The sequence below is a fragment of the Lysinibacillus sp. NPDC096212 genome, assembly GCF_044763105.1.
GTDB lineage: Bacteria > Bacillota > Bacilli > Bacillales_A > Planococcaceae > Lysinibacillus.
Window position 1 is genome coordinate 117971 of the sequence record NZ_JBIWFQ010000001.1, and the last position, 23208, is coordinate 141178.

At 38.3% G+C, this 23208-nt stretch carries 20 protein-coding genes; 4 read left to right on the forward strand and 16 right to left on the reverse strand.

Annotation, left to right across the window (positions count from 1 at the left end):
* The 11 genes from ACIQ7T_RS00580 to ACIQ7T_RS00630 all read right to left on the reverse strand — a co-directional run bounded on the left by ACIQ7T_RS00580 (nucleotide 1) and on the right by ACIQ7T_RS00630 (nucleotide 13784).
* A complete protein-coding gene (locus tag ACIQ7T_RS00580) occupies nucleotides 1-1047 on the reverse strand; it encodes an ABC transporter permease (RefSeq protein WP_370075176.1) in 1047 nt (348 codons plus the stop codon).
* Nucleotides 1047-2594 carry an ABC transporter ATP-binding protein gene (locus tag ACIQ7T_RS00585; protein ID WP_402868092.1) on the reverse strand — a complete coding sequence of 516 codons (1548 nt, stop codon included), beginning with the start codon at nucleotides 2592-2594 and terminating at the stop codon, nucleotides 1047-1049. Before ACIQ7T_RS00585 ends, ACIQ7T_RS00580 begins: the two co-directional genes overlap by 1 nt.
* Nucleotides 2595-3190: 596 nt before the next feature.
* On the reverse strand, nucleotides 3191-4279 hold the full coding sequence (locus ACIQ7T_RS00590) for a BMP family lipoprotein (protein ID WP_402868094.1): 1089 nt from the start codon (nucleotides 4277-4279) through the stop codon (nucleotides 3191-3193).
* 54 nt (nucleotides 4280-4333) lie between these two features.
* Nucleotides 4334-5062, reverse strand: coding sequence for a GntR family transcriptional regulator (locus ACIQ7T_RS00595; protein ID WP_402868096.1), 729 nt, complete (start codon nucleotides 5060-5062; stop codon nucleotides 4334-4336).
* A gap of 186 nt (nucleotides 5063-5248) precedes the next feature.
* Entirely contained in the window at nucleotides 5249-7537 is a 2289-nt protein-coding gene (locus ACIQ7T_RS00600; RefSeq protein WP_402868098.1) for an FtsK/SpoIIIE family DNA translocase, read from the reverse strand.
* A gap of 457 nt (nucleotides 7538-7994) precedes the next feature.
* Nucleotides 7995-9662: a ribonuclease J gene (locus ACIQ7T_RS00605; RefSeq protein WP_370075180.1), complete on the reverse strand. Its 1668-nt coding sequence runs from the start codon at nucleotides 9660-9662 to the stop codon at nucleotides 7995-7997.
* A 434-nt stretch (nucleotides 9663-10096) separates the two neighbouring features.
* Nucleotides 10097-11014: a 4-hydroxy-tetrahydrodipicolinate synthase gene (gene dapA / locus ACIQ7T_RS00610; RefSeq protein WP_370075181.1), complete on the reverse strand. Its 918-nt coding sequence runs from the start codon at nucleotides 11012-11014 to the stop codon at nucleotides 10097-10099.
* A 13-nt stretch (nucleotides 11015-11027) separates the two neighbouring features.
* The gene (locus tag ACIQ7T_RS00615) at nucleotides 11028-12065 is read right to left on the reverse strand and encodes an aspartate-semialdehyde dehydrogenase (protein WP_370075182.1); all 1038 of its coding nucleotides are present in this window, start codon (nucleotides 12063-12065) and stop codon (nucleotides 11028-11030) included.
* Nucleotides 12066-12147: 82 nt separating this feature from the next.
* Entirely contained in the window at nucleotides 12148-12738 is a 591-nt protein-coding gene (locus tag ACIQ7T_RS00620; protein ID WP_370075183.1) for a dipicolinate synthase subunit B, read from the reverse strand.
* Nucleotides 12729-13511 carry a dipicolinate synthase gene (locus tag ACIQ7T_RS00625; protein WP_370075184.1) on the reverse strand — a complete coding sequence of 261 codons (783 nt, stop codon included), beginning with the start codon at nucleotides 13509-13511 and terminating at the stop codon, nucleotides 12729-12731. The genes ACIQ7T_RS00620 and ACIQ7T_RS00625 overlap by 10 nt, the downstream gene beginning before the upstream one ends.
* Before the next feature lie 9 nt (nucleotides 13512-13520).
* Nucleotides 13521-13784: a YlmC/YmxH family sporulation protein gene (locus ACIQ7T_RS00630; protein ID WP_370075185.1), complete on the reverse strand. Its 264-nt coding sequence runs from the start codon at nucleotides 13782-13784 to the stop codon at nucleotides 13521-13523.
* 143 nt (nucleotides 13785-13927) lie between these two features.
* On the opposite strand from ACIQ7T_RS00630, the gene ACIQ7T_RS00635 reads away from it, so the two are divergent.
* The 4 genes from ACIQ7T_RS00635 to ACIQ7T_RS00650 are packed head-to-tail and all read left to right on the forward strand — an operon-like array spanning nucleotide 13928 to nucleotide 16409.
* Nucleotides 13928-14305 carry a GntR family transcriptional regulator gene (locus ACIQ7T_RS00635; protein ID WP_323645092.1) on the forward strand — a complete coding sequence of 126 codons (378 nt, stop codon included), beginning with the start codon at nucleotides 13928-13930 and terminating at the stop codon, nucleotides 14303-14305.
* On the forward strand, nucleotides 14306-15148 hold the full coding sequence (locus ACIQ7T_RS00640; protein WP_370075186.1) for an ABC transporter ATP-binding protein: 843 nt from the start codon (nucleotides 14306-14308) through the stop codon (nucleotides 15146-15148).
* 2 nt (nucleotides 15149-15150) lie between these two features.
* Entirely contained in the window at nucleotides 15151-15777 is a 627-nt protein-coding gene (locus ACIQ7T_RS00645) for an ABC-2 transporter permease (protein ID WP_370075187.1), read from the forward strand.
* Nucleotides 15778-15791: 14 nt separating this feature from the next.
* Nucleotides 15792-16409, forward strand: coding sequence for an ABC-2 transporter permease (locus ACIQ7T_RS00650; RefSeq protein ID WP_402868102.1), 618 nt, complete (start codon nucleotides 15792-15794; stop codon nucleotides 16407-16409).
* Between the two features lie 42 nt (nucleotides 16410-16451).
* On the opposite strand, the gene ACIQ7T_RS00655 is transcribed toward ACIQ7T_RS00650, so the two are convergent.
* The 5 genes from ACIQ7T_RS00655 to truB form a co-directional block, all read right to left on the reverse strand.
* Nucleotides 16452-17675 carry a M16 family metallopeptidase gene (locus ACIQ7T_RS00655; RefSeq protein ID WP_370075189.1) on the reverse strand — a complete coding sequence of 408 codons (1224 nt, stop codon included), beginning with the start codon at nucleotides 17673-17675 and terminating at the stop codon, nucleotides 16452-16454.
* 455 nt (nucleotides 17676-18130) lie between these two features.
* Complete coding sequence (pnp, locus tag ACIQ7T_RS00660) at nucleotides 18131-20245, reverse strand: polyribonucleotide nucleotidyltransferase (RefSeq protein WP_370075190.1); 2115 nt, start codon at nucleotides 20243-20245, stop codon at nucleotides 18131-18133.
* 277 nt (nucleotides 20246-20522) lie between these two features.
* Nucleotides 20523-20792, reverse strand: coding sequence for a 30S ribosomal protein S15 (rpsO, locus tag ACIQ7T_RS00665; protein ID WP_370075191.1), 270 nt, complete (start codon nucleotides 20790-20792; stop codon nucleotides 20523-20525).
* 463 nt (nucleotides 20793-21255) lie between these two features.
* Nucleotides 21256-22212 (reverse strand): riboflavin biosynthesis protein RibF, encoded by a 957-nt coding sequence (ribF, locus tag ACIQ7T_RS00670; RefSeq protein WP_370075192.1) that lies wholly within the window; start codon nucleotides 22210-22212, stop codon nucleotides 21256-21258.
* 13 nt (nucleotides 22213-22225) lie between these two features.
* The gene (gene truB / locus ACIQ7T_RS00675; RefSeq protein WP_370075193.1) at nucleotides 22226-23137 is read right to left on the reverse strand and encodes a tRNA pseudouridine(55) synthase TruB; all 912 of its coding nucleotides are present in this window, start codon (nucleotides 23135-23137) and stop codon (nucleotides 22226-22228) included.
* Nucleotides 23138-23208 lie beyond the last annotated feature (71 nt).

Genomic DNA, 23208 nt, shown 5'->3' on the forward strand with positions numbered 1-23208 from the left:
TTATTGTCCCTCCTTTTTCTTGCTCAACTTTTGTAATGCTACTCGAATAATATAGCCTGATGCCACGAAGAAAATAATTAACGCGATAATAATAGACACGATTTCCTCTGGAATACCTGCAGCATTCGGCATATTTAGCGCTCCGTATTTAAGTGAGCCGAATAATGAAGCTCCGAATACTACCCCTAGTGGCGTGTTGGCACCAAGTAAGGCAACAGCGATCCCATCGAAACCAATACCTGTAAAGCCTGGTTTAATAGAGACGTTTCCGAAAGTACCTAGTGCCTCCATAGCACCACCAAGACCTGCGAACATACCTGAAATCGTCATAGCTAAAATAATGTTTTTGTTGACGCTCATACCAGCATAATCTGCAGCATGCTTATTAAATCCTACCGCTTTAAGCTCATATCCGCGTGTTGTTTTTTCTAAAATGAACCACATAACTATTACCATTAACAGTGCAACAATGATGCCATAGTGAAGACTTGAATTGTCTGTTAGCTCTCTTAAAAACGGAGAACGTAATGAAGCTGATTCATGAACTCGTTCTGTTTTAAAGCCACCGTCAGACAAGTTTTTAATAACTGCATTCGCAATATAAAGCGCAGTGTAGTTTAGCATAATTGTCGCAATAACTTCGTGAACTTTAAATTTCGCTTTTAAGAAACCTGCAATAAAGGCCCAAAATGCACCTGCAGCTGCTGCCGCAAGTAATGCTAATGGTAAGTGAATGATTTTAGGTAGATCAAATGCATATCCTACCCAAGCTGCTGCTAGCCAACCTAAAATTAGCTGACCTTCAACACCGATGTTGAATAACCCTGTGCGGAAGGCAAATGCTACCGCAAGACCCGCCAATATATACGGTGTTATTTGACGGATTGTGTTCCCAATTGAATATGAATCTCCAAAAATACCTGTCCAAAGGGCGCTATAACCTTGTACTGGGTCATAGCCGCTGACTACCATCACGATAGCACCAACGATTAAACCGATAATGATAGAGATGATAGGAACGAGTATATTAATGACACGATTTGACATTAGTCGTTCCCCTCCTTCGCACCATTCATGTTATTTTTACTACTTTGTCCTGCCATTAATAGGCCCAGCTCTTGTTCTGTTGTTTCTTGTGGATTTAATTCATCCACGATTTGACCATCATAAATAACAGCGATACGATCCGAAACATTCATGACTTCATCTAATTCAAATGAAATTAACAGTACTGCTTTTCCTTTATCACGTTGCTCAATAAGGCGGGAGTGAATAAATTCAATTGCCCCTACGTCAAGACCACGTGTTGGCAATGCTGCGATCAATAAATCAGGATTACGATCAATTTCACGACCGATAATCGCTTTTTGTTGGTTACCACCTGAAAGGGCACGTGCTGGAGTCATTTCACCATTACCAGTACGGACATCATATTCTTCAATAATTTGGCGCGCTTTTTCAGACACTTTCTTGTAGTCCATGACAAAGCCCTTAGCGATTGGAGACTGGTAATATGTTTGCAGTGCGATATTATGGCCAATTGGGAAATCTAATACTAAACCGTGTTTATGACGGTCTTGTGGGATATGCCCAACGCCTTCCTCCGTAATTTTTCGAGGCTTCATATTTGTTATATCTTTGCCATTTAATTTAACGTTACCACTTTTAATTTTACGTAGACCCGTTATGGCCTCGATTAACTCAGATTGTCCGTTTCCATCGATACCCGCAATACCAACAATTTCACCTTTGCGTACTTTTAAGTTCAACCCTTTTACTTTATCGATATTTCGATAGTCTGTAACAATCAAGTTTTCAATCGCAAGTACTTCATCGGTTGGATTTGCTTCTGTTTTTTCTGTTTTAAATTCGACTTGGCGACCAACCATCATTTCAGCTAATTGGTTAGGATTTGTTTCAGCAGTTGTAACTGTTCCAATCCCTTCCCCTTTTCTGATAATCGTCACACGATCAGAGACTTCCATAATTTCTTTTAACTTATGGGTAATCAAAATAATGGATTTGCCCTCTGCAATTAAGCGGCGCATTATTTGAATAAGCTCTGTAATCTCCTGTGGTGTTAAAGATGCAGTAGGTTCGTCAAAGATTAAAATTTCTGCACCACGGTATAATGTCTTTAAAATTTCAACACGCTGTTGCATCCCTACTGTAATATTCTCGATTTTGGCATATGGATCAACATCTAAACCATACTTTTCGGAAAGTGCCTGTACTTTCTTTGCCGCATCTTTAATATTAATAACACCCATTTTTGTAGGCTCAGAACCTAAAATAATATTCTCTGTTACTGTAAAATTTTCCACCAACATAAAGTGTTGATGTACCATACCAATCCCTAGATCATTGGCCACATTTGGATTTGTAATTTTAACAGCCTTCCCACGAACTCGAATTTCGCCGCCTTCTGGTTGATACAAACCAAAAAGGACGTTCATTAAAGTCGATTTACCTGCACCATTTTCACCTAGTAATGCATGGATTTCGCCTTTTTTCAGTTGGAGGGTGATATTATTATTCGCCACGAAATTACCGAATTCTTTTCGGATTCCTAGCATCTCAATCACGTATTCCAATTTCGTCACTCCCTTAATAGGCACTTTTATCAATTTCGCCTTGGCGTAATTGTGGCTGTTGCTTTGCTTTCGCCACAGAAAACATTTCGTAGCTACCGCTTCGCTTTCGCTACAGAAAACATGTGTTACTGACGCTTCGTTAACACTCCATTTCGCAAAGATAAACAATACGTCCAGTTTTTGAAACCGTTTTCTATATTTGTTTGAGACAAACTTAATAATACTAGCCATAGTCACTGTTAGTTCAACGTTTTTTAACATCGACAGCAATGACCTCAGCCAGAGGTTCCATCTTCGTTCAGTGGCATTATATACCCTATTAACAAAAAATTCATGCATGTCTTGTCTCACTAATAGAGGTAGATATTCTTCTGAATGAAGATAAATTAATACAGGAAAGGTCATCGTTAGAAACCTTTCTTCTATTAACTTGTTACCATCATTACTATTCTTACGATAAACTCATAGAAAAATTACTACCTCTATGGTAAACAAATAGAATCAAATAGAGTATTGCAAATAGTCAAAATATAACGATAGATTGAAAAATCATCATAAGGGCCTTTTAAAAGTCCTTATGATGATCAAAAGATGAATTATTTTTTCACTTTTTCTGGAACTTTAATTTCACCTTTAGCAATTTTTTCTTTATATTCATCAATAACAGTTTGAACATCTGCTGGGATTGCACCACGAGAATCTGCAAGTTTCACGCCGTCTTCAGCTAAACCATAAGTTAGCGTTTTGCCACCAGGGAATTCACCGTTTTTAGCTTTATTTGAAATATCTATAACTGCTGCGTTAACACCTTTTAACATAGAAGTTAAAGTAACGTTTGTTTTATCATCTACTTTACCTTCTTCGTATTGGTCAGCATCTACACCAATTACCCATACATTTGCATTAGGATCTTTTTTCTTACGTTCCTTCGCCTCAGAGAATACACCGTTACCAGTTGCACCAGCAGCGTGGAAGATAATATCTACGCCTGAAGAATACATGCTGTTAGCTGTCATTTTACCAAGATCAGCTTTATCAAATGCGCCAGTATATTTTCTTTGAATCTTAATATCCGGATTTACTGCTTTAGCCCCTTCAACGAAGCCAGCTTCAAAGCGATTAATAACGGGAATATCTCCTCCGCCAATGAAGCCAATTTTTCCTGTTTTAGTCATTTTTGCAGCAGCTACACCAGCTAAGAAGGCACCTTCTTGCTCTTTGAACATAATAGATGCAACGTTGTCTGCTTTTACTGAAGCGTCAACGATTGCGAATTTATTATCTGGATTTTCTTCAGCTATTGCAGTCATAGCATCTTCCATCATGTAACCAATACCATAGATTAAGTTAAAGTCACGTCGTAATAATGCGTTTAAATTTGATTCATAGTCAGCGTCTGATTTTGATTGTAAGTAGTCGAAACCACCTTCACCTTTTTTTAGGTTATGTTCTTTACCGTAAGCTTGAACACCTTCCCAAGCAGATTGGTTGAATGATTTATCATCAACGCCACCAACGTCAGTAACCATTGCTACTGAGAACACATCTTCTTTTTTGCTTTCGTCTGTTGACGCGTTCTCTTTTTCTTTTGCAGGTTTTTCTTCGTCTTTCGTACCACATGCACCTAAGATTGCACTTGCAGCTAAAACTGATGATAATACTAAGCCAAATTTACGTTTTTTCATTTTTTTAACCCCCCAAAGGTATTGTAATTAGCAGGAAAAATATTTAGAAATGTTCTACACCCGTTTACGAACTACATGGAAGCTGAATTTATCAGCTCGGAAATAATTTTTTGAATACAGCACTACTTGATCATGATCATCGTAATGCAACTGCTTTAATACTAAAAGAGCTGTTTCACGCCCGCAATTTAAAATCGGTGAAGCTTGCTCATGATACCCGATTGGATCAATATATGTAACGGCATAGGCAACATGAATTTTACCAGATTGTTCAAGTGCAGAGAAAAGTGAAACTTCTTTTTTTTCAACAAAGTCAGTTGGCAGGAAACTTGCTGGTAATCTGTCTATGCAGTATACTACCGGCTCGCCATCCGCTGTTCTGACACGTTCAATTGTGAGTAATTTATCTTCGCCATCACATTGGAAGCGTTTTAAATCTTCCTCAGAAGGTATGCTTTCCGTCGCCTTTAAAAAGCGGGAACCGGGTTCCATACCTGCTGCCTCGATCATAGAAGAAATGCTCGATAAATGCTCGATTCCTGAAGTAAACAACGGTTTAGGGTTTACAAAAGTCCCCACCCCATGTCGACGTACAATAACATTTTCCTCTTCCAACAGTCGTAGCGCTTCTCTAAGAGTTGCTCGACTGACTCCTAGTGATTTCGATAATTCAAACTCTGAAGGCAGTTTTTCATTTTCTTTAAAAATGCCTGTTTCAATGTCAGACTTTAAACGATCAATTACTTGAAGATAGAGATGACGATGATCAGCTTTAATAGTCACATATATCACCACCAAAATCAGAGATCAGACATCTGATGTACAACATTCCTACTAATCGTTCATAAATATAACATTTTTATAGACTGAAAGCAATTACACCTTAGCGTAATTGCTTCCGAAATTTGAAATGAATTTGTGCCTACTTGATATATTCAACATTATTCATTTTTTGTCGTTGTTTTGGCACTAATTATCGTATTGATGAATGAGCACTTGTCGAGGTTTACTACCCTCTGGAGGCCCGACAATACCGCGTTGTTCCATTTGATCGACAATACGAGCAGCTCTCGAATAGCCGATACGGAAGCGGCGCTGCAACATCGAAACAGAGGCCGTCTGCATACTCACAACTAACTGCACAGCCTCATCAAATAATTCGTCCGTTTCCTCTAAAATTGTCTCTTCTTCGGTCGGAATCATTTCCTCCTGATACTGTGCTTTTTGCTGTTCTATAACAAAGGTAACAACTGACTCAACTTCTTGATCTGATAAAAAGGCACCTTGCACACGTTTTGGTTTAGATGCACCGGCAGGTAAAAACAGCATATCTCCTCGACCGAGTAAACGTTCTGCTCCACCCATATCTAATATCGTTCTAGAATCGATTGATGATGAAACCGCAAAGGCAATACGCGAAGGAATATTTGCTTTAATAACACCTGTCAATACATCAACACTTGGTCGTTGGGTTGCAATAATTAAATGAATCCCTGCTGCACGTGCCATTTGTGCTAAACGTGTAATAGAATCCTCTACATCACTTGAGGCAACCATCATTAAGTCCGCTAACTCATCTACAATTACCACAATATAAGGTAATTTCGGATGTTTTTCATCCGTTTGCTCATTGACTTTTTGTACATGACCGTTGTAACCTTCAATATTACGAGTACCTGTATGAGAAAATAAATCATAACGGCGCTCCATTTCAGCCACAACTTTCTTCAGCGCCTGAGACGCTTTACGAGCATCCGTAACAACTGGTGCCAGTAGATGAGGAATTCCATTATAAACATTTAACTCCACCATTTTCGGGTCAATCATCATTAGCTTTACCTCATGTGGTTTTGTACGCATTAGAATTGATACGACAATACCATTTATACACACACTTTTCCCACTACCCGTCGAACCCGCAACAAGTAAATGTGGCATTTTATTGAGCTCGGCGAGTACTGCTTGTCCAGTAATATCACGACCTAATGCGACTTGTAATAAAGCTTCTGGCTTTGCACCATCTTTAGACTCTAACACTTCCCGAAGTGTAACAATTGCTACCTCACTATTTGGTACTTCAATGCCAATCGCAGACTTTCCAGGAATTGGTGCTTCCATACGAATATCCTTTGCAGCAAGTGCTAAGGCAAGATCATCCTGTAAGTTTACAATTTTACTTACTTTCACGCCTATATCTGGTAATATTTCGTATTTCGTTACAGCTGGGCCTAAATGAACCTGCGTTACTTTTGCTTTCACACCAAAGCTTTGCAACGTTTGCTCTAGCTTTTTTGCATTGGCCTGAATAACAGAATATTCGCCACTTTGGTCATGCTGTGGCGGTAATTGTAATAGATTATAAGACGGCAGTTGATAATCTGCATTTTCTACAGCATCTGCCCCTTCGATATGGACATCATCAACAATTTCTCCATGTTCAATATCTTCATTTTCAGCTGTTGCATATTCTTCTCGTTCATGAGATACATTTTGAGTAAAGGCAGAGATAATTGGTTCATGAGAAGCTTCTTCCTCAGCTTGTACCTCAGGCTCCTGTTCGACAGCTGCGATTTCATCCTTGCTTTCTACTTTTGAACGGCGATTCTTAGGTTTCTTTGGCACATTTTTTTTCTTTTCACGATGTTTCTTTTGCCATTTTCCAAAAAGATCAGGCATTTTGTCCGCTAAATATGGAACAAGCGCCTTTCCTGTTACTAAAATTAAGCCGATAAAGAAAATAACCCATGCAACGACCTTCGCACCTGTTGCCTCAAATAATACATGTAGAGCACTGAATAACAGTGCACCAATCATACCTCCGCCAAGTGCATTACTTCGATGGATAATACCCTCTGAATTAATTAAAATTCGCCAAGATTCTCGCAACACAGAATCTGATAATAAACCTCCAGATTTTGATAATTGTTCAAAAAGAATGCCGTGACTAAAAATTGTTAAACTCATAACAATGAGGAGCATACCTAATATGAGACGATCATAAATACTTACTTTTTTCCGCCCAATCATCAGTAATAACGCAACAAATATAAGCATAAATGGCACAGCAAAATGTAAATTCCCTAAAAGAAACATTGCCATTGTTTGGAGAATACGTCCAATCATGCCATATTCAAAAATCATAATAACTGCTAATGCAATTAAGATAAGCCCTAAAATTTCATACATAAGCGGATGCATTTCTTTTTTTTCTGTAGTCGCTTTTGTTTTCGAGACTTTTCTTTTTCTACTAGTCGCCATCTATTTCACCTTCTTTTGTAATCCATTCTATATATGTAGCGAATAATAACATGTAGAACTTGATTATTTCAAAAAATAGACTCATTACCATAACGTGTGGTTGATTTCCGTTCCGGCTGGGCGCTTTGTCGCTGACGCTTCGCTTTCGCACAGATAAAACATTTGTCGCTGACGCAGCGGCAGGATGTTTTTTGCGCGAGAGCGTAGTGCTAACATAGCGAAAGCGGCACGATGTTGGCCACGAAGGCGTTAACACAGGACGTGATGATTTTAGCCTTCGTTTCTCTATTGCTAATCCCCAAGGAGTCACCCAGCCCTCACCCCAATCAACTTATATAAATGATATATGTTTCAACAAATGCCATTCCCAACTTTTAGGTTTGAGCCAAAAAAAGGATTTTCCACCGTTTACATTCGGTTAGAAAATCCTTTTTCATTCAACGATGATGTTTCATTTTTAATATTCCATAATGATTGGGATAATCATTGGGCGGCGCTTCGTTTTTTGGAATAAATACGTATTCAGTGTATCTCGAATTTCTTGTTTAATGTTTGTCCATTCAAATGTATCTTTACCAACGTATTTTTCAATAACAGTTTTCGCAATCTCAGAAGCTTCTACCATTAATTCTTCTGATTCGCGTACATATACGAAACCACGCGATAAAATTTCCGGACCAGATGCAATTTTCTTTTGAGCACGGTTTAACGTTACAACAACAATGAAAATTCCATCCTGCGATAATAACTTACGATCGCGAAGTACGATGTTGCCTACATCGCCAACACCAATACCGTCTATTAATACATTACCAGCTTGTACACGGCCACTCATTCGCATTTTACCATTTTTATATTCTACAATATCCCCTTTATCGGCGATAAAAATTTGTGATTTTTGCATACCTAGTTGTTGAGCAAGCTTAGAGTGAGCAATAAGCATACGGTACTCACCTTGCACAGGGATAAAGTACTTCGGTTGCATTAAATTTAACATTAATTTTAAATCCTCTTGGCTACCGTGACCCGACACATGTACATTTTTGCTAGATGTTAGAATCTCAGCGCCTGCTTTTGCGATAGAGTTCATCGTATTAGCCATCTGTACTTCCATACTAGGAGATGGTGTAAAAGTAATTAATACGGTATCATCTTGCTTTATTTTAATGTCTCGGTGATGTTTGCGGACGATTTTCTCTAATGCATCAAGTGGCTCCCCTTTATTACCTGTAGCAATAATAATAATCTCATCATCTTGATATTTTTGCATTTCTGAGATAGGGATGATTGTATCTTCCCCAGCCGTTAAGTAACCTAGCTGTACACCTAAATCCACAGCTTTTTCTAAAGGTTTTCCTACGATGACTACTTTACGGAAAGACTTTTGAGCTTGTGTAAATACTTGTTGAACACGGATAAAATTCGATGCATAAACAGCAACTAAAATACGACCTGGTGCTGAATGGAATGTTTTTGATAATTGCTCTTCAATCACAATCTCAGATGTCGTATAACCTGGTCGTTCAGCTTCACTCGACTCAGATAATAGAATAAATACGCCTTCTTCCCCTAACTGAGCCATTTTTGCTAAATCAGGCTTAAATTTACCTGTCGCTGATTGATCGAATTTAAACTCCCCTGTATGAACAATTGCTCCTTCAGATGTATGGAACACTACCCCTAACGAATCGGGAATACTATGTGTTGTATGGAAGAATGTCACATACGTTGAGTTAAAATTCATACGACTACGGTTCGTAACCTCAAAGAATTTCACCTGATGTGGTGCAGGCAATTCTTTTAAATGTTCCTTTGCAAGTGCAATTGTTAATTTTGATCCGTACACTGGCGCTTTCACTTTTTGTAATACATAGGCAATCGAGCCAATTGCATCTTCATGACCATGTGTTAAGAAAATGCCTTTCACACGATCTTTATTTTCTTCTAAATACGTAATATCCGGAATTACGATATCAATGCCCAGCATTTCGTCTTCAGGGAACATTAAGCCGCTATCCACTACAAATAGCTCTTCGTCAATTTCTACTACGTACATTGCTTTCCCAATTTCGCCCACGCCACCAAGTGGGATGATGCGAATTAATTCATTTTTCTTTTTTGTCAATTTATTTCCTCCTAAAAATATCCCGAACAGCAACCACTTAAAATTTATTATACGGTTTGCAAAGCTTTTGCACAAATTAAAAATTCAACTTTCATGATAGAAACAGAAATTTATTGCAAATTTTATTACTAATAGATGGAAAGCAGGTTGAGTATGTGGCATTGTGAAAGGTCTAATTTTTGTCTTTTATTTAGTGACGTAGGTTTTTGGAATGGGATATATCGCCGTTTGTAAACCATTCTCTGTATGGTTGTTCTAGCGCCTGAGCGGATATTAGCTGTACCTGAGCAGTTTCCACTCCTACCCGAGCGGATCTCCGCCTTACCTGAGGGGGCCTCCCTACGGATCAACGGTCTTATTCTTTATATTTCTAACAAAAGAAAAAAGACCGTAAACAAACTAAAAAATCTCACGTTTGTTTACGGTCTAAGGATTTAACTAAAGGTACTTATTTTTCTAAAGCTTTTCGCTTTTTCTTGATACGTATCCCAAATTCGGTCAAAGTTTGCTTTTTCTTCATCTGTCATTTCCATCATTGGCAGGCGAACATTAAGTGTATCAAAGCCTAATTTGGTCATCGCGTATTTTACAGGCGATGGGTTTGGCTGTGCGAACAACGCACGTACAAGTGGTAATAATGCTCGGTGAATTTTGGCTGCTAGCTCGTGATTTCCTTCTTCAAACGCTTTAATCATTAATTGCATATCATTTCCAACAACATGAGCAGCAACTGAAATAATCCCTGCTCCACCTATTGCTAGTAGTGGAAGTGTTAAACCATCGTCCCCACTATACACGAAGAAATCATCATCTGAATCAACATTCTCAATAATATCGCCCATTTGATCTAAATTTCCACTCGCTTCTTTAATCCATGAAATATTAGGAATTTTACTTAAAGCAACGGAAGTTTCATAGGCAACATTGACACCTGTACGTCCTGGCACGTTATAAAGCATGACAGGTAAACTTGTTTCTTTTGCAATTGTTTCAAAATGCGCAAAAATACCGCGTTGATTTGGCTTATTATAATATGGTGCTACAAGCATGATACCATCTGCACCATTTTCTTCTGCCTTGTGCGTCATTGCAATAGAGTAAGCAGTCTCGTTATCCCCTGTACCTGCAATTACGGGTACACGGCCTGCTACTTTTTCTACTGTAAAGCGTACAACTTCAATTTTTTCTTCTGTGGACATAGTTGGGTTTTCAGAGGTTGTGCCACATGCGACAATACAATCTGTACCATTATCAATCAAATAATTAATAATACGTTCTAGTTCTGGATAATTAATCGTGCCATCTTCTTTGAACGGCGTAATCATCGCCGTTCCAATTCGACCTAAATTCATCCTTACACCCCTCTTATAGTAAGTTATCCTCCAGCATTGCTTCTGCAATTTGAATAGAGTTTAATGCAGCGCCTTTTAAAAGATTGTCAGAAACGATCCATAGATGGAATCCTTTTTTATTGTCTAAATCTTGTCGGATACGTCCTACATAAGTAGCATCTTCCCCTTCTGCATAGATAGGCATTGGGTAAGTTTGTGTTGCGATATCATCTTGTAATACTACACCTGGTGCACTGCGTAATACTTCAAAAATCGCCTGTACCGTTGCTTCTTTTTCTACTTCAATATAAACAGATTCAGAGTGTCCTGAAACGACTGGCACACGAACACAAGTTGCTGCTACGTTTAGCTCTGGTGCATGCATGATTTTCTTCGTTTCATTAATCATTTTCATTTCTTCGTATGTAAAGCCATTGTCTGTAAATTTATCAATTTGTGGAATGACATTACGAGCGATTGGATAATGACGTTTGTCGCTACCAGAAGGTAAAATATTTGCTTCTACATCCTTACCTGCATCCCAATTTTCACTTTGTGCCTTTAATTCTTGAATAGCAGAAATACCTGCACCTGAAACTGCTTGGTATGTTGATACAATAATTTTTCTTAAGCCAAATTCATTACGAATAGGTTCAAGTGCAGCCATCATTTGAATTGTAGAGCAGTTTGGATTCGCAATAATCCCTTTATGCTTAGCAAGATCGCCACGATTTACTTCAGGCACAACTAGTGGTACCTCTGGATCCATGCGGAAATGGCTCGTATTATCGATCACTACGGCACCACGTTTTGCCGCTTCTGGCGCCAACTCCGCTGATACAGAACCACCAGCTGAGAATAAAGCGACATTGACGCCTTCAAAAGCTTCAGGTGTCGCTTCTTCAATTGTATATGTCTTACCATTAAATTCGATTGGTTTCCCTGCTGAACGTGCAGAAGCTAAGAACTTAATATCTCCGATTGGAAAATTCCGTTTAATTAGCTGTTCCATCATTTTTGTGCCTACTGCCCCTGTTGCTCCAACAACCGCAACTGTTAACTGCTTTGTCATCTGTCATCTCTCCTTGAATACATGTTACATAATGTGTGCTATTGTATCACAAAAATACTGAAAATTGTGTGCAATTCGTGAATTATTTGAAATATTGTATAAACAGTGGTTGTAATTGCTTTTTCTCCGTAATCGCTTCATGAACAGTTGCGACCATTTGATCAAAATCAGCAATCAAGGAATTTGGCTTGGAATGTGGGGAGTCTTGCCCGAATGGAATAAAGTAAATGTTTTTAGCATTTAGCAGTCTCATAATATTCATACCATTTAAGCCAAGTGCATCATTTGTTGAGATGCCTAGGACAACAGGCGAACCGTTACGTAATGTTGCCTTAGCAGCCATCAAGACCGGACTATCTGTTGCTGCATTAGCAAATTTACTAATACTATTGCCAGTCATCGGCGCTATAACCATCGCATCCAATGGATTGGATGGTCCGAATGGTTCTGCCTCTTTAATAGAGGATATAACCTTTTCTCCAGTCAATTCCTCTATTTTTGCAATCCACTCCTCCCCGGTACCAAAACGCGTAGCCGCATGTAACACGGAATGCGTAATTATTGGAACAACTGTTGCTCCTGCATCTATAAAGTTTTGAATTTTAGGTACTACATCCTCATACGTACAGTGAGAGGCTGTAATACCTAAACCAATTCGTTTACCTAATAGCAATTTTCTTCCTCCTCTATTGCCTTGCACAATATTGTAGCTGCATCATGTGCAAAGTATTTCCCAGGTAATGATGGCAATAGTACGTACGTTTGTAATTGCTCAGTGTCTATATCTAAACAGCCAGGCTCTGAAGCCAAATCATATAGGACAGCTGGGACATGATCTAGGAATGATTCTGTAATCCATTTAGCTGGAATCGTATTGATAAAAATCCCATCATTAATTGACCATTTGCGGTCGTCTAAATTCGTAGCTTTATAACCATATGCCTTTGCTTCACTCACTTGTACAACTGAACGCGCAACTATATGGACATTAGCGCCCATCTTGACGAGTAAAGAGGCGAGCATTTTGGCTGTGCGTCCAAAACCTGCGATAGTAAAGTTTTGTCCGTAAATGCATTTTTGCTCGAGTCCGTAAAACGTGGCGATAAATCCCTCGGCTGTTAATCGTGCGTTTTGCCAAATAAAAGATTCTTGTTGTAAATAACAATTTGTTTCATTCTTCTCAAGCAATTGCTTCCAATGCATAGTCAAACGCCCTGTATAAAACTTAACTTGAGATATCCCATAAAGCTGTTCCACTTCAATTTTTAGTGGAAGGATGGGAAGAATAATTCTATTTGGTTGAAATTCTAATACAAGTTTATTTAACTCTTCATTCCAAACTGATGTTCTTTTATAAAATACCGTTCTCGATGGGCTTCTTAGCATTGTAGCTAATTCCTTTAACCTTAGATCCTCACCGATAACAAGCCATTTTTCATTTTCCAAAAGCTCACCTCACTGTAAAAATTCTGACTGAACCGTCGTTGTTTTGTTAAATAAAATACGATCTTCTCCAATTAGTATAATTTCATGCCAAGGTATCATTTCACTAACTTTTACTTTCTTTTTTTGGAATGGCAATTTATCTTTAACAATCTCAAAACCATGAATCTTTCCTGTTTGCACATCTATTAGACATTCTGTATGTGCCAATATACCAAAATGTACGCCACCCTCAACTTGAATTAACTCTTTATCCACCATCTCTGATAGTAGCATTCCTCATCTCCCTCCTTGAACCGTTACCCCAATATATGCCGAGTTTTTGCAATTCGTGACCCTTACCCAAAGTATGAAAATATTGCATTTATTAACCATACTGTGTATAGTGTGTATATACAGTCGTGTGAGGTGAGAAATTTGTGCATATTCATTTAAGCAACGCAAGTGATAAACCCATCTATGAGCAAATAACCGTACAGCTTAAGGAAGCGATACTAGCCAATAAATTACAGGCAGGTGACGCACTACCATCTATTCGTGCACTTGCAAAGGATTTAAAAATTAGCGTTATGACAACGAAGCGAGCTTATGCTGATTTAGAGCGAGATGGATTTATCGAAACAGTAGCTGGAAAAGGAAGTTTTGTTACAGAACGAAATCAAGATTTTCTACGAGAGGAATTATTACGTCAAGTTGAGGAGCATATGCAAAAAGCAGTGAAAACGGCCAAAACTGCTGGGCTGACAAAAGAAGAAGTACAGGAGTTACTTTCATTAATTTTGGAGGAGGACAACTAAATGAATGCTATTGAAGTTCATGATTTACATAAAAGCTTTGAAGGGTTTTCTCTTAATGATGTAAGTTTTTCAGTACCTCAAGGCACTGTCATGGGTTTTGTAGGAGAAAACGGTGCTGGGAAGTCTACTACAATTAAATGCATACTTAACCTACTCAAAAAAGAATATGGCGAAATTTTGCTATTTGGTAAGGATATTGTCGAACATGAATTATCGATAAAAAACGACATCGGTGTGGTTTTTGACGATTTACATGTGCCTGAAACACTTAATGCGGCGCAACTCGACAAAATTATGAAAAAGGTTTTTAAAACATGGGATTCAGGCTATTATTTTGAGCGATTAGCACAATTTAAAGTTCCGGAGAGGAAGAAGGTTAAAGAATTATCCCGAGGAATGAGGATGAAGCTTTCCATAGCATTAGCATTGTCGCATCATCCAAAACTTTTAATTTTAGATGAACCAACGAGTGGGCTAGATCCGATTATACGTGATGAAATTCTCGATTTATTTTTAACGTTTATGCAGGATGAAACACATAGCATCCTGTTTTCTTCTCATATAACAAGTGATTTAGAAAAGATAGCTGACTACATTACACTCATTCATAATGGGGAAATTTTATTTAGCGAAAGTAAGGATGTACTTGTCTATGAGTACGGCATATTTAAAGGAAATAATGAGGAAGTAAGCGTAATACCAGAACATGCCATTATAAGAAAACGTAATGGAGCCTTTGGAATAGAAGCCTTGGTTCTAAAAAATGAAGTAAATGAGGTATTTTCCCTTGAAAAGCCTTCTATAGAAGATATCATGCTATTTTATGTGAAGGGTAGTGTTTGAACATGGCAGGTCTTATCTTAAAAGATTTAATGTCGATTCAACGTCAAATTAAAACACAGGCCTTCGTGCTAATTTTTTTCCTATTTATATCAATTTTTATGCAACAAGGTTTAATGCTCTTTACAATAATTATATTTATCGTGACCTTTCAAACTATAACTGCTCTTACCTATGATGAACAAAGCAGTTGGGATAAATATGCAAATACTTTACCCATTTCAAAAGGGGACATAATACTTAGTAAATATATACTTAGCATCCTTCTTATGCTTTTTGGGCTTATACTCGCACTACCGATTGTATTTATTATTCATCGTTTTACGAATAACTGGGCATCAGCAGAGTTTTTTCCAACATTTAATCTTCTTGTGACATTAGCCTTTTGTATGTTAGCACTATTATTACCGATCTACATTAAATTTGGTTCTATAAAGGGAAGAATGGTTCTTATTGCTCTTTGCTTCATACCCGGTTTCTTATTTGGTCTTTTAAAAGAGTATGTTCCAGATATGACATTAACATTATCCAACTTAAAAAAGTATATGTTTTTTGCTCCTTTTGCTGGCCTTTTAATCTTATGGCTGTCCTCTCTTATTTCAACCGCAATTTATCAACGTAAAGAATTCTAGGAGGGAAAGAGATAATGCAGGCTTTACTTTTACAAAGAATTATGGTCCAAAAATGGTCCATTCTTTTTGCAGTTATTATTTGTATGATCCTAAGTTACATGAAAATACCTTTTTTAGATAATCCCGCAATAGTAATATTTGCTGTAGTTTTTTCTGCTTCCATTGTTGGAGGAATCTATGAGGACGATCAAAAAGTAAAATGGGAATTGTTTGTCAATAGTCTGCCTTTGACGAGAAAAACACAGCTACAAGCTGATTTTCTATATTGTCACGGCATCGTGATGCTACTTTTTGTTCTAATAGCACCTGCTTATTTTTCTCAAAATGTAGCTGATGGTAATTTTTCAGAGCATTTTGCCATGTACTTCGCCTATATTAGCAGTGCTTCTTTACTCATCTCCATTCAGTTTTATATCCATCATCTAGACGAGACAAAGCGGATGCGTTATTTTAGAATGATAACAGCCATCTTCCTTATTTTTATAATTAATTTCCCTATCCATTACTTTTTATCACAAGTAGTCGGAAACTTTTTGATAATTATTTTAATTCCTTCAATCATAAGTATAATCATTAGTAATTTTATTTTACTTCAAACCCATACCTTATATTTAGCAAGAGAGGTTTTTTAAAGAAACTGAATAGAGAAAAGGTTGCCTAAATGGCAACCTTTTCTAAGCCTCTGGGCCAATAATTGAAATGGCTGGCTCAGCTTTCAAGATTTTTGCTATTAAGCGATCTACCGATTCCATAGATACGGCCTCGATGGACGCTAATACTTCGTCTACAGAACGATGTCTGCGATGCACTAACTCACTTGTACCGTTGCGATTCATTCGAGCGCCTGTCCCCTCTAGACCGAGTACAAAACTACCCTTCAGCTGCTCCTTCGCATTCATAAGTTCTTCCTCGGTCACACCACCTGCTACGATATCAAGTAATGTCGCATCAATTGTATGTTGAAGCTGTGATAATTGCTGACGACTTGTACTACCATAAATCGTAAATGCGCCAACATCTGCATAACAGGATTGATAAGAAAATATTGAATAGGCTAAACCACGTTCTTCTCGTACTTCTTGGAACAGACGAGAGCTCATATTACCACCAATAATATTATTAAGTGCAATAAAGCTATACATATCTGGATTTTTCACACCAATTGCTGGATAAGAAATGGCCAAATGCGCTTGCTCCGTATCGCGAGTTTTTGAAATCTCTCCTGGATAAAAATGAGGATTCGAAAGCACAGGCTCTACCGCAAGTGGAGATGGCTGGTATTGGCCAAATAAGTCTTCAATTGTTTGCATGAGCTTCGCAGAAATATTTCCCGCTATTGAAATAACAACTGATTCTGGACCATAATGTTTCGCCATATAGTTACGTATCATATCTGCTGTAAAATTTTTTAAAGTAGTCGCAGTTCCGAGAATTGGACGACCGAGTGCGTCGTTTGGATACATGACTCCCCATAGCTTTTCATGAACATCGTCATCAGCTGCGTCTTCACTCATTAATATTTCCTCTAGTACAACTTGCCTTTCCTTCTCTAACTCTTCCTCTGCAAACGAAGAATTAAAGAACATATCCGCTAATATTGTAACTGCAAGCTCTGCATGATGGTCTAAAACCTTTGCATAATAACAAGTGTTTTCCTTGGATGTAAAGGCATTTAACTCTCCACCAATTCGGTCAAATTCTTCAGCAATTTGGCGAGCTGTTCGAGTTTTTGTCCCTTTAAAAAGCATGTGTTCTATAAAATGCGTAATGCCATTTTCCTCTGGAAGCTCATAACGAGATCCTGCATTAACAAAAATGCCTAGCGCAACGGATCTTACATGATCGATTTGCTCAGACACAATACGAACACCATTCTGACATGTATGTACTTGTACCAAAAAATCTCCCCCAATTTATCTCTGGTTCTACATCAAAGGCATAATGTGGGATCATCACCAAAACGTGTGGTTGATTTCCGTTCCGACTGGGCGCTTTGTTGTTGCTGTCGCTTCGCTTTCGCACAGATAAAACAATTGCTGCCGCTTCGCTTTCGCACAGAAAACATTTGTAACTGACGCTTTGCTTTTGCTACAGAAAACATTTGCCGCTGTCGCGCAGATAAAACAATTGTTGCTGACGCTTCGCTTTCGCACAGCGCAAAGCTTCCTATGGGCGTCCATTCTCCACTCCAATCAACTTAATTACATAGTATACGTTTTACCAAAAGTCATTCACGACTTTTAGTGATGAACCATAATGTGAAGCTTCCCCCAAAATATCCCTTATTGAACCATTTTCCTTATACTTGATTTAAAAAAGGCTGCGCATTATACGCAGCCTTTTCTACAATTTATTATTTATCTTGCTCAGCGCGTTCTTTTTCCTCTTGAATCACAACTTTACGAGATAAATTCACACGACCTTGCTTGTCAATTTCAATAACTTTTACAAGTAATTGATCGCCAAGTTTTAAGACATCTTCAACTTGTTTTGTACGTTCCTCTTGAATTTCAGAGATGTGAAGTAAGCCGTCTTTCCCAGGGAATATTTCACAGAACGCACCGAATTTTTCAATACGTTTAACTGTTGATAAGTAATACTCGCCAACTTTTGCTTCACGTACGATGTCTTCGATAATTTGTTTTGCACGAGCGTTCATTTCTTCATCTGCAGAAGAGATGTAAATTGTACCATCTTGCTCAGTATCAATTTTTACGCCAGTTTCTTCAATAATTTTGTTAATTTGTTTACCACCAGGTCCGATGACATCGCGAATTTTATCAGGATTGATTTTCACGATTACAATTTTCGGTGCAAATGTAGATAATTTTCCACGTGGTTCCGCAAGAGTAGCAAGCATTGATTCTAAAATGTGCATACGGCCAATTTTAGCTTGTGTTAATGCTTCTTCTAAAATATTACGTGATAAACCATCAATTTTAATGTCCATTTGAAGTGCTGTTACACCTTTAGCTGTACCAGCAACTTTAAAGTCCATATCTCCAAGGTGGTCTTCCATACCTTGAATATCAGTTAAAATAGAGTAATGTTCGTCTTTTTTAATAAGACCCATCGCAATACCTGCTACAGGTGCTTTTAATGGAACACCAGCATCCATCATCGCTAACGTTGAAGCACAGATAGAAGCTTGAGATGTAGAACCGTTTGACTCAAGTACTTCCGATACACAACGGATTGTATATGGGAATACAGACTCATCTGGAATAACCGCATCAAGAGCACGCTCTCCTAGTGCACCATGACCGATTTCACGACGACCTGGTCCACGAATTGGGCCAGTTTCTCCTACAGAGAATTGCGGGAAGTTATAGTGATGCATAAAGCGTTTTGATTCTTCTACACCTAAACCGTCGATAATTTGTACATCCCCAAGTGCACCTAATGTACAAATAGAAAGGGCCTGTGTTTGTCCACGCGTAAATAATGCTGAACCATGAGTACGTTGCAATAAGCCTGTTTCAGAAGAAAGTGGACGGATTTCGTCTAACTTACGACCATCTGGACGAACTTTATCTTCTGTAATTTGACGACGTACTTCGTCTTTAACCATTTTATCTAGAATTGTATGAACTTGCTTCATTGTTACTTCATCCGCTTCTTGCTCTTCATAAGAAGCAATAACACGATCTTTTACTGCTTTAATAGCCTCATCACGTGCATGTTTTTCAGCAGTTTGAATAGCATCATGCATGTCAGTCTCACAAATTGCTTTTATATCTGCTTGAATCGCTTCATCAATTTCAAATAATGTTACAGGTAATTTTTCTTTCCCTACTTCTGCAACGATTTGCTCTTGGAAAGCAATAATTTTTTTGATTTCTTCATGACCAAACATAATGGCTTCAAGCATTACTTCTTCCGGTACTTCTAGTGCACCAGCTTCAACCATGTTGATAGCATCCTTGTTACCTGCTACAGATAAATGGACTGTTGACTGATTAGATTGTTCTACTGTTGGGTTCACGATAAATTTACCGTCAATATATCCAACTTGTACACCTGCAATCGGTCCATCAAATGGAATATCCGAAATAGCTAACGCTAATGATGAACCAACCATTGCAGCCATTTCAGACGTGCAATCCGGATCGTTAGACATGACCATCGAAATCGCTTGTACTTCATTACGGAAACCGTCTGGGAACATCGGACGAATTGGACGGTCGATTAAACGGCTTGCTAGTATTGCTTTTTCAGATGGACGGCCTTCACGTTTAATAAAGCCACCAGGAATTTTACCTGCTGCGTATAAACGTTCTTCATAGTTTACTGTTAATGGGAAGAAATCAAGTGGTTTCGGTGATTTTGACATTGTTGCTGTTGAAAGTACTGATGTATCACCATAGCGTACTAATACGGCCCCATTTGCTTGTTTTGCTAACTGTCCAACTTCGATTACTAGTGGACGGCCAGCCCATTCATAGGAATAGACTTTCTTTTCGTTCATTCAATGAACCCCTCTCTATTATAAAAACACTTACTTCGTCTGTATGTACTAATAGTAAGTGTACCAAAAATGCTTGTTCTATGCTAAATATTTCATCAAATAATCATACATTTAAATTCAGTTATTGCCAATTTATTTAGGATTTATTTCTATATTTGATTGAAACAAATTTTTTTGCTTGAAATTCATGTCATATATGCTTTTTTAAAGCTTACTGTCTTCTTAATGTTTATAAACATAAAGAAAAAGCGGGATTAATCCCGCTTTTCGATTGCAATTAGCGACGTAAGCCTAAACGAGTGATTAGTTCACGGTAACGTTGTACGTCAGTTTCACGAAGATATTTTAATAAGTGACGACGACGACCTACCATTTTAAGAAGACCACGCTCAGAGTGGAAATCTTTTTTGTGTGTACGTAAGTGCGAGTTTAGAGCGTTAATTTCCTCTGTTAATACTGCAACTTGTACTTCTGGAGAACCAGTGTCACTTTCGTGAGTACGGAACTCAGCAATTAGTTCGTTTTTACGTTGTTTTGAAATAGCCATTTGTATGGACCTCCTAAATAATTGTTTATCCCCATTAGCACAGTATTCGTTGGAGTCATCGATATACCGAGCTAAGGTTAAGCATATTATGCACTTATGAATGTTACCATAAATCAAAAGGTCAAGCAAGTGTTAACGTAAGCGCCTATTCATAGGCTAAAGCAGATTTAAGCTCATCACCATAACGTGAAGTTGATTTCCGTTCCGACTGGGCGCTTTGTTGTTGCTGTCGCTACGCTTACGCACAGAGCAAAGCTTCCTGGGGGCGTCCGATGAGCCGCTTGGGGCAACAGGATGTTTTTTGCGCGAAAGCGTAGTGCTAACGTAGCTTCAGCAACACGATGTTGGTCACGAAGGCGTTATCACAGGACGTGATGGTTTTAGCCTTCGTTCCTCTTAATCGCTAATCCCCAAGGAGTCGCCCAGCCTCCACTCCAATCAACTTATATTCATGGTATACGTTTTAACTTTTGCTAATAACCTTAAAATATTCAATTGCTTCCTGTTTATCTTTTTCGATTTGGGCTTTCAAAGCTTCAATGCCATCGAATTTTCGTTCACTTCTTATACGTTTATACCAAGCGACATGCACTTCTTCACCGTAAATATTTTTTTCGAAGTTTAATATATGGACTTCGATGGATAATTGTTTGTCGTTTGGATCTTTAAATGTTGGTTTATAGCCTACATTACATACACCATCATACCAGTTATTTTGTACAAGTACTCGAACCGCATATACACCGCTTGCTGGAATATAAGTCCCCTCTAACGCTTGGACATTTGCAGTTGGGAAACCTATTGTGCGTCCTCGCTTATCACCATGTATAACGATACCCGTAACTTCAAATGGTCGTCCTAGGAGCAATCTTGCTTCTTCCATATCTCCCTCTTGCAAAAGCTTACGGATACGTGTAGAGCTAATTTTTTCGATATCATCCGTTTTCTTTTCAACAACCGTTACGCCGTAATCTCCATTGCTCAATGCACGCATATCTTCCATTGTACCTTTACCAAATGCACCAAAAGAATAATCAAAGCCAGCTGTAACATGTTGAATGTTCAACCCACGAATAAATGTATCAATAAATGCATCAGGTGAAAGCTTTGCAAAATCAGATGTGAAATGCACAACAAATGCTGTATCAACACCCAGTTCTTCAAAAAGCTGCAATTTTTGCTGTAATAACGTTATATAAAATACTTTTTCGTTACGTCCGCCAAGCACTAAAGAAGGATGTGGATCGAATGTCATAACAGCCGTTGGAATTTGACGCTTGTCTCCTTCTTCCTTCGCTGCCTTAATAACTGCCTGATGCCCTCTATGTACACCATCAAAAAAACCAAGTGCCAATGAATATGGCTGTATGCTTTCTCGTTGCTGTAGTTGGTGTGGGTATTTTAAATGAATGACCTCCATACTAAAAATCCTCCTACTCTATCGTCGGAAACATCTTATGTGGCTTCATAAACCCTTCCTTTGTAGGATGGGCATGATAGACCGCAATTGCTTTCCCACTGATTCCAAAAACAATTTTATCATGTATCTTTAATAATGCATCTGCGGGAAGCACTTGTCCATTGAAAATTTCTTTTTCGTTCGCGGAAGTGATCTCCATATATGGATAATCTGTTAATGCATACTCAACTGGTAAAATGCATGTATCAATTTGTTCAGCTTCCATCAGTTCAGCAACTTGTGCCAACGTAAAGCAATTCTCTTGCGTAAATGTACCTGAGGCTGTACGTACGAGCTCTTTCATATGTGCTGGATAGCCAAGTGCCGCTCCGATTTGCACAGCTAGTGTTCGAATATACGTCCCTTTACTACACTCTATACGTACTGGGAATGTAATTTCTTCCCCTTCATATATTTCTACATCATCTAGTAGTTCTAATGCATAAATAGTAACTTGTCGTGTAGGTCTTTCGACAATTTCGCCTTTTCGAGCATATTCATAGAGACGTTTACCATTTACTTTGACAGCTGAAAACATCGGTGGCGTTTGTTGAATAACACCTGTTAGCGATGCTAAAACCTCTTGCAATTGAGTACGTGTGAACTTTTTATTCGTACTATTTTGCTCAACCGTTTCCCCTTCTGCATCCTCAGTTGTCGTTGTACGGCCAATTGAAATAACAGCTTCATAGGTTTTTCCTGCATCAGTTAAGTATTCTGCGATGCGTGTTGCTTGACCAATACAAATAGGAAGAACTCCCTCAACACCTGGATCAAGTGTGCCTGTATGGCCAACTTTTTTAGTACGTAAAATTTTTCGTAATTTAAAGACGCAATCATGACTTGTCATGCCACGTTCTTTCCAAAGCGGTAAAATACCGTTCATAAATTTCCTCCTCAATTCATTTTTAGCTTTGTTTTTCCGCTACAGTTTTATATAGATGAATGCCCTGACAC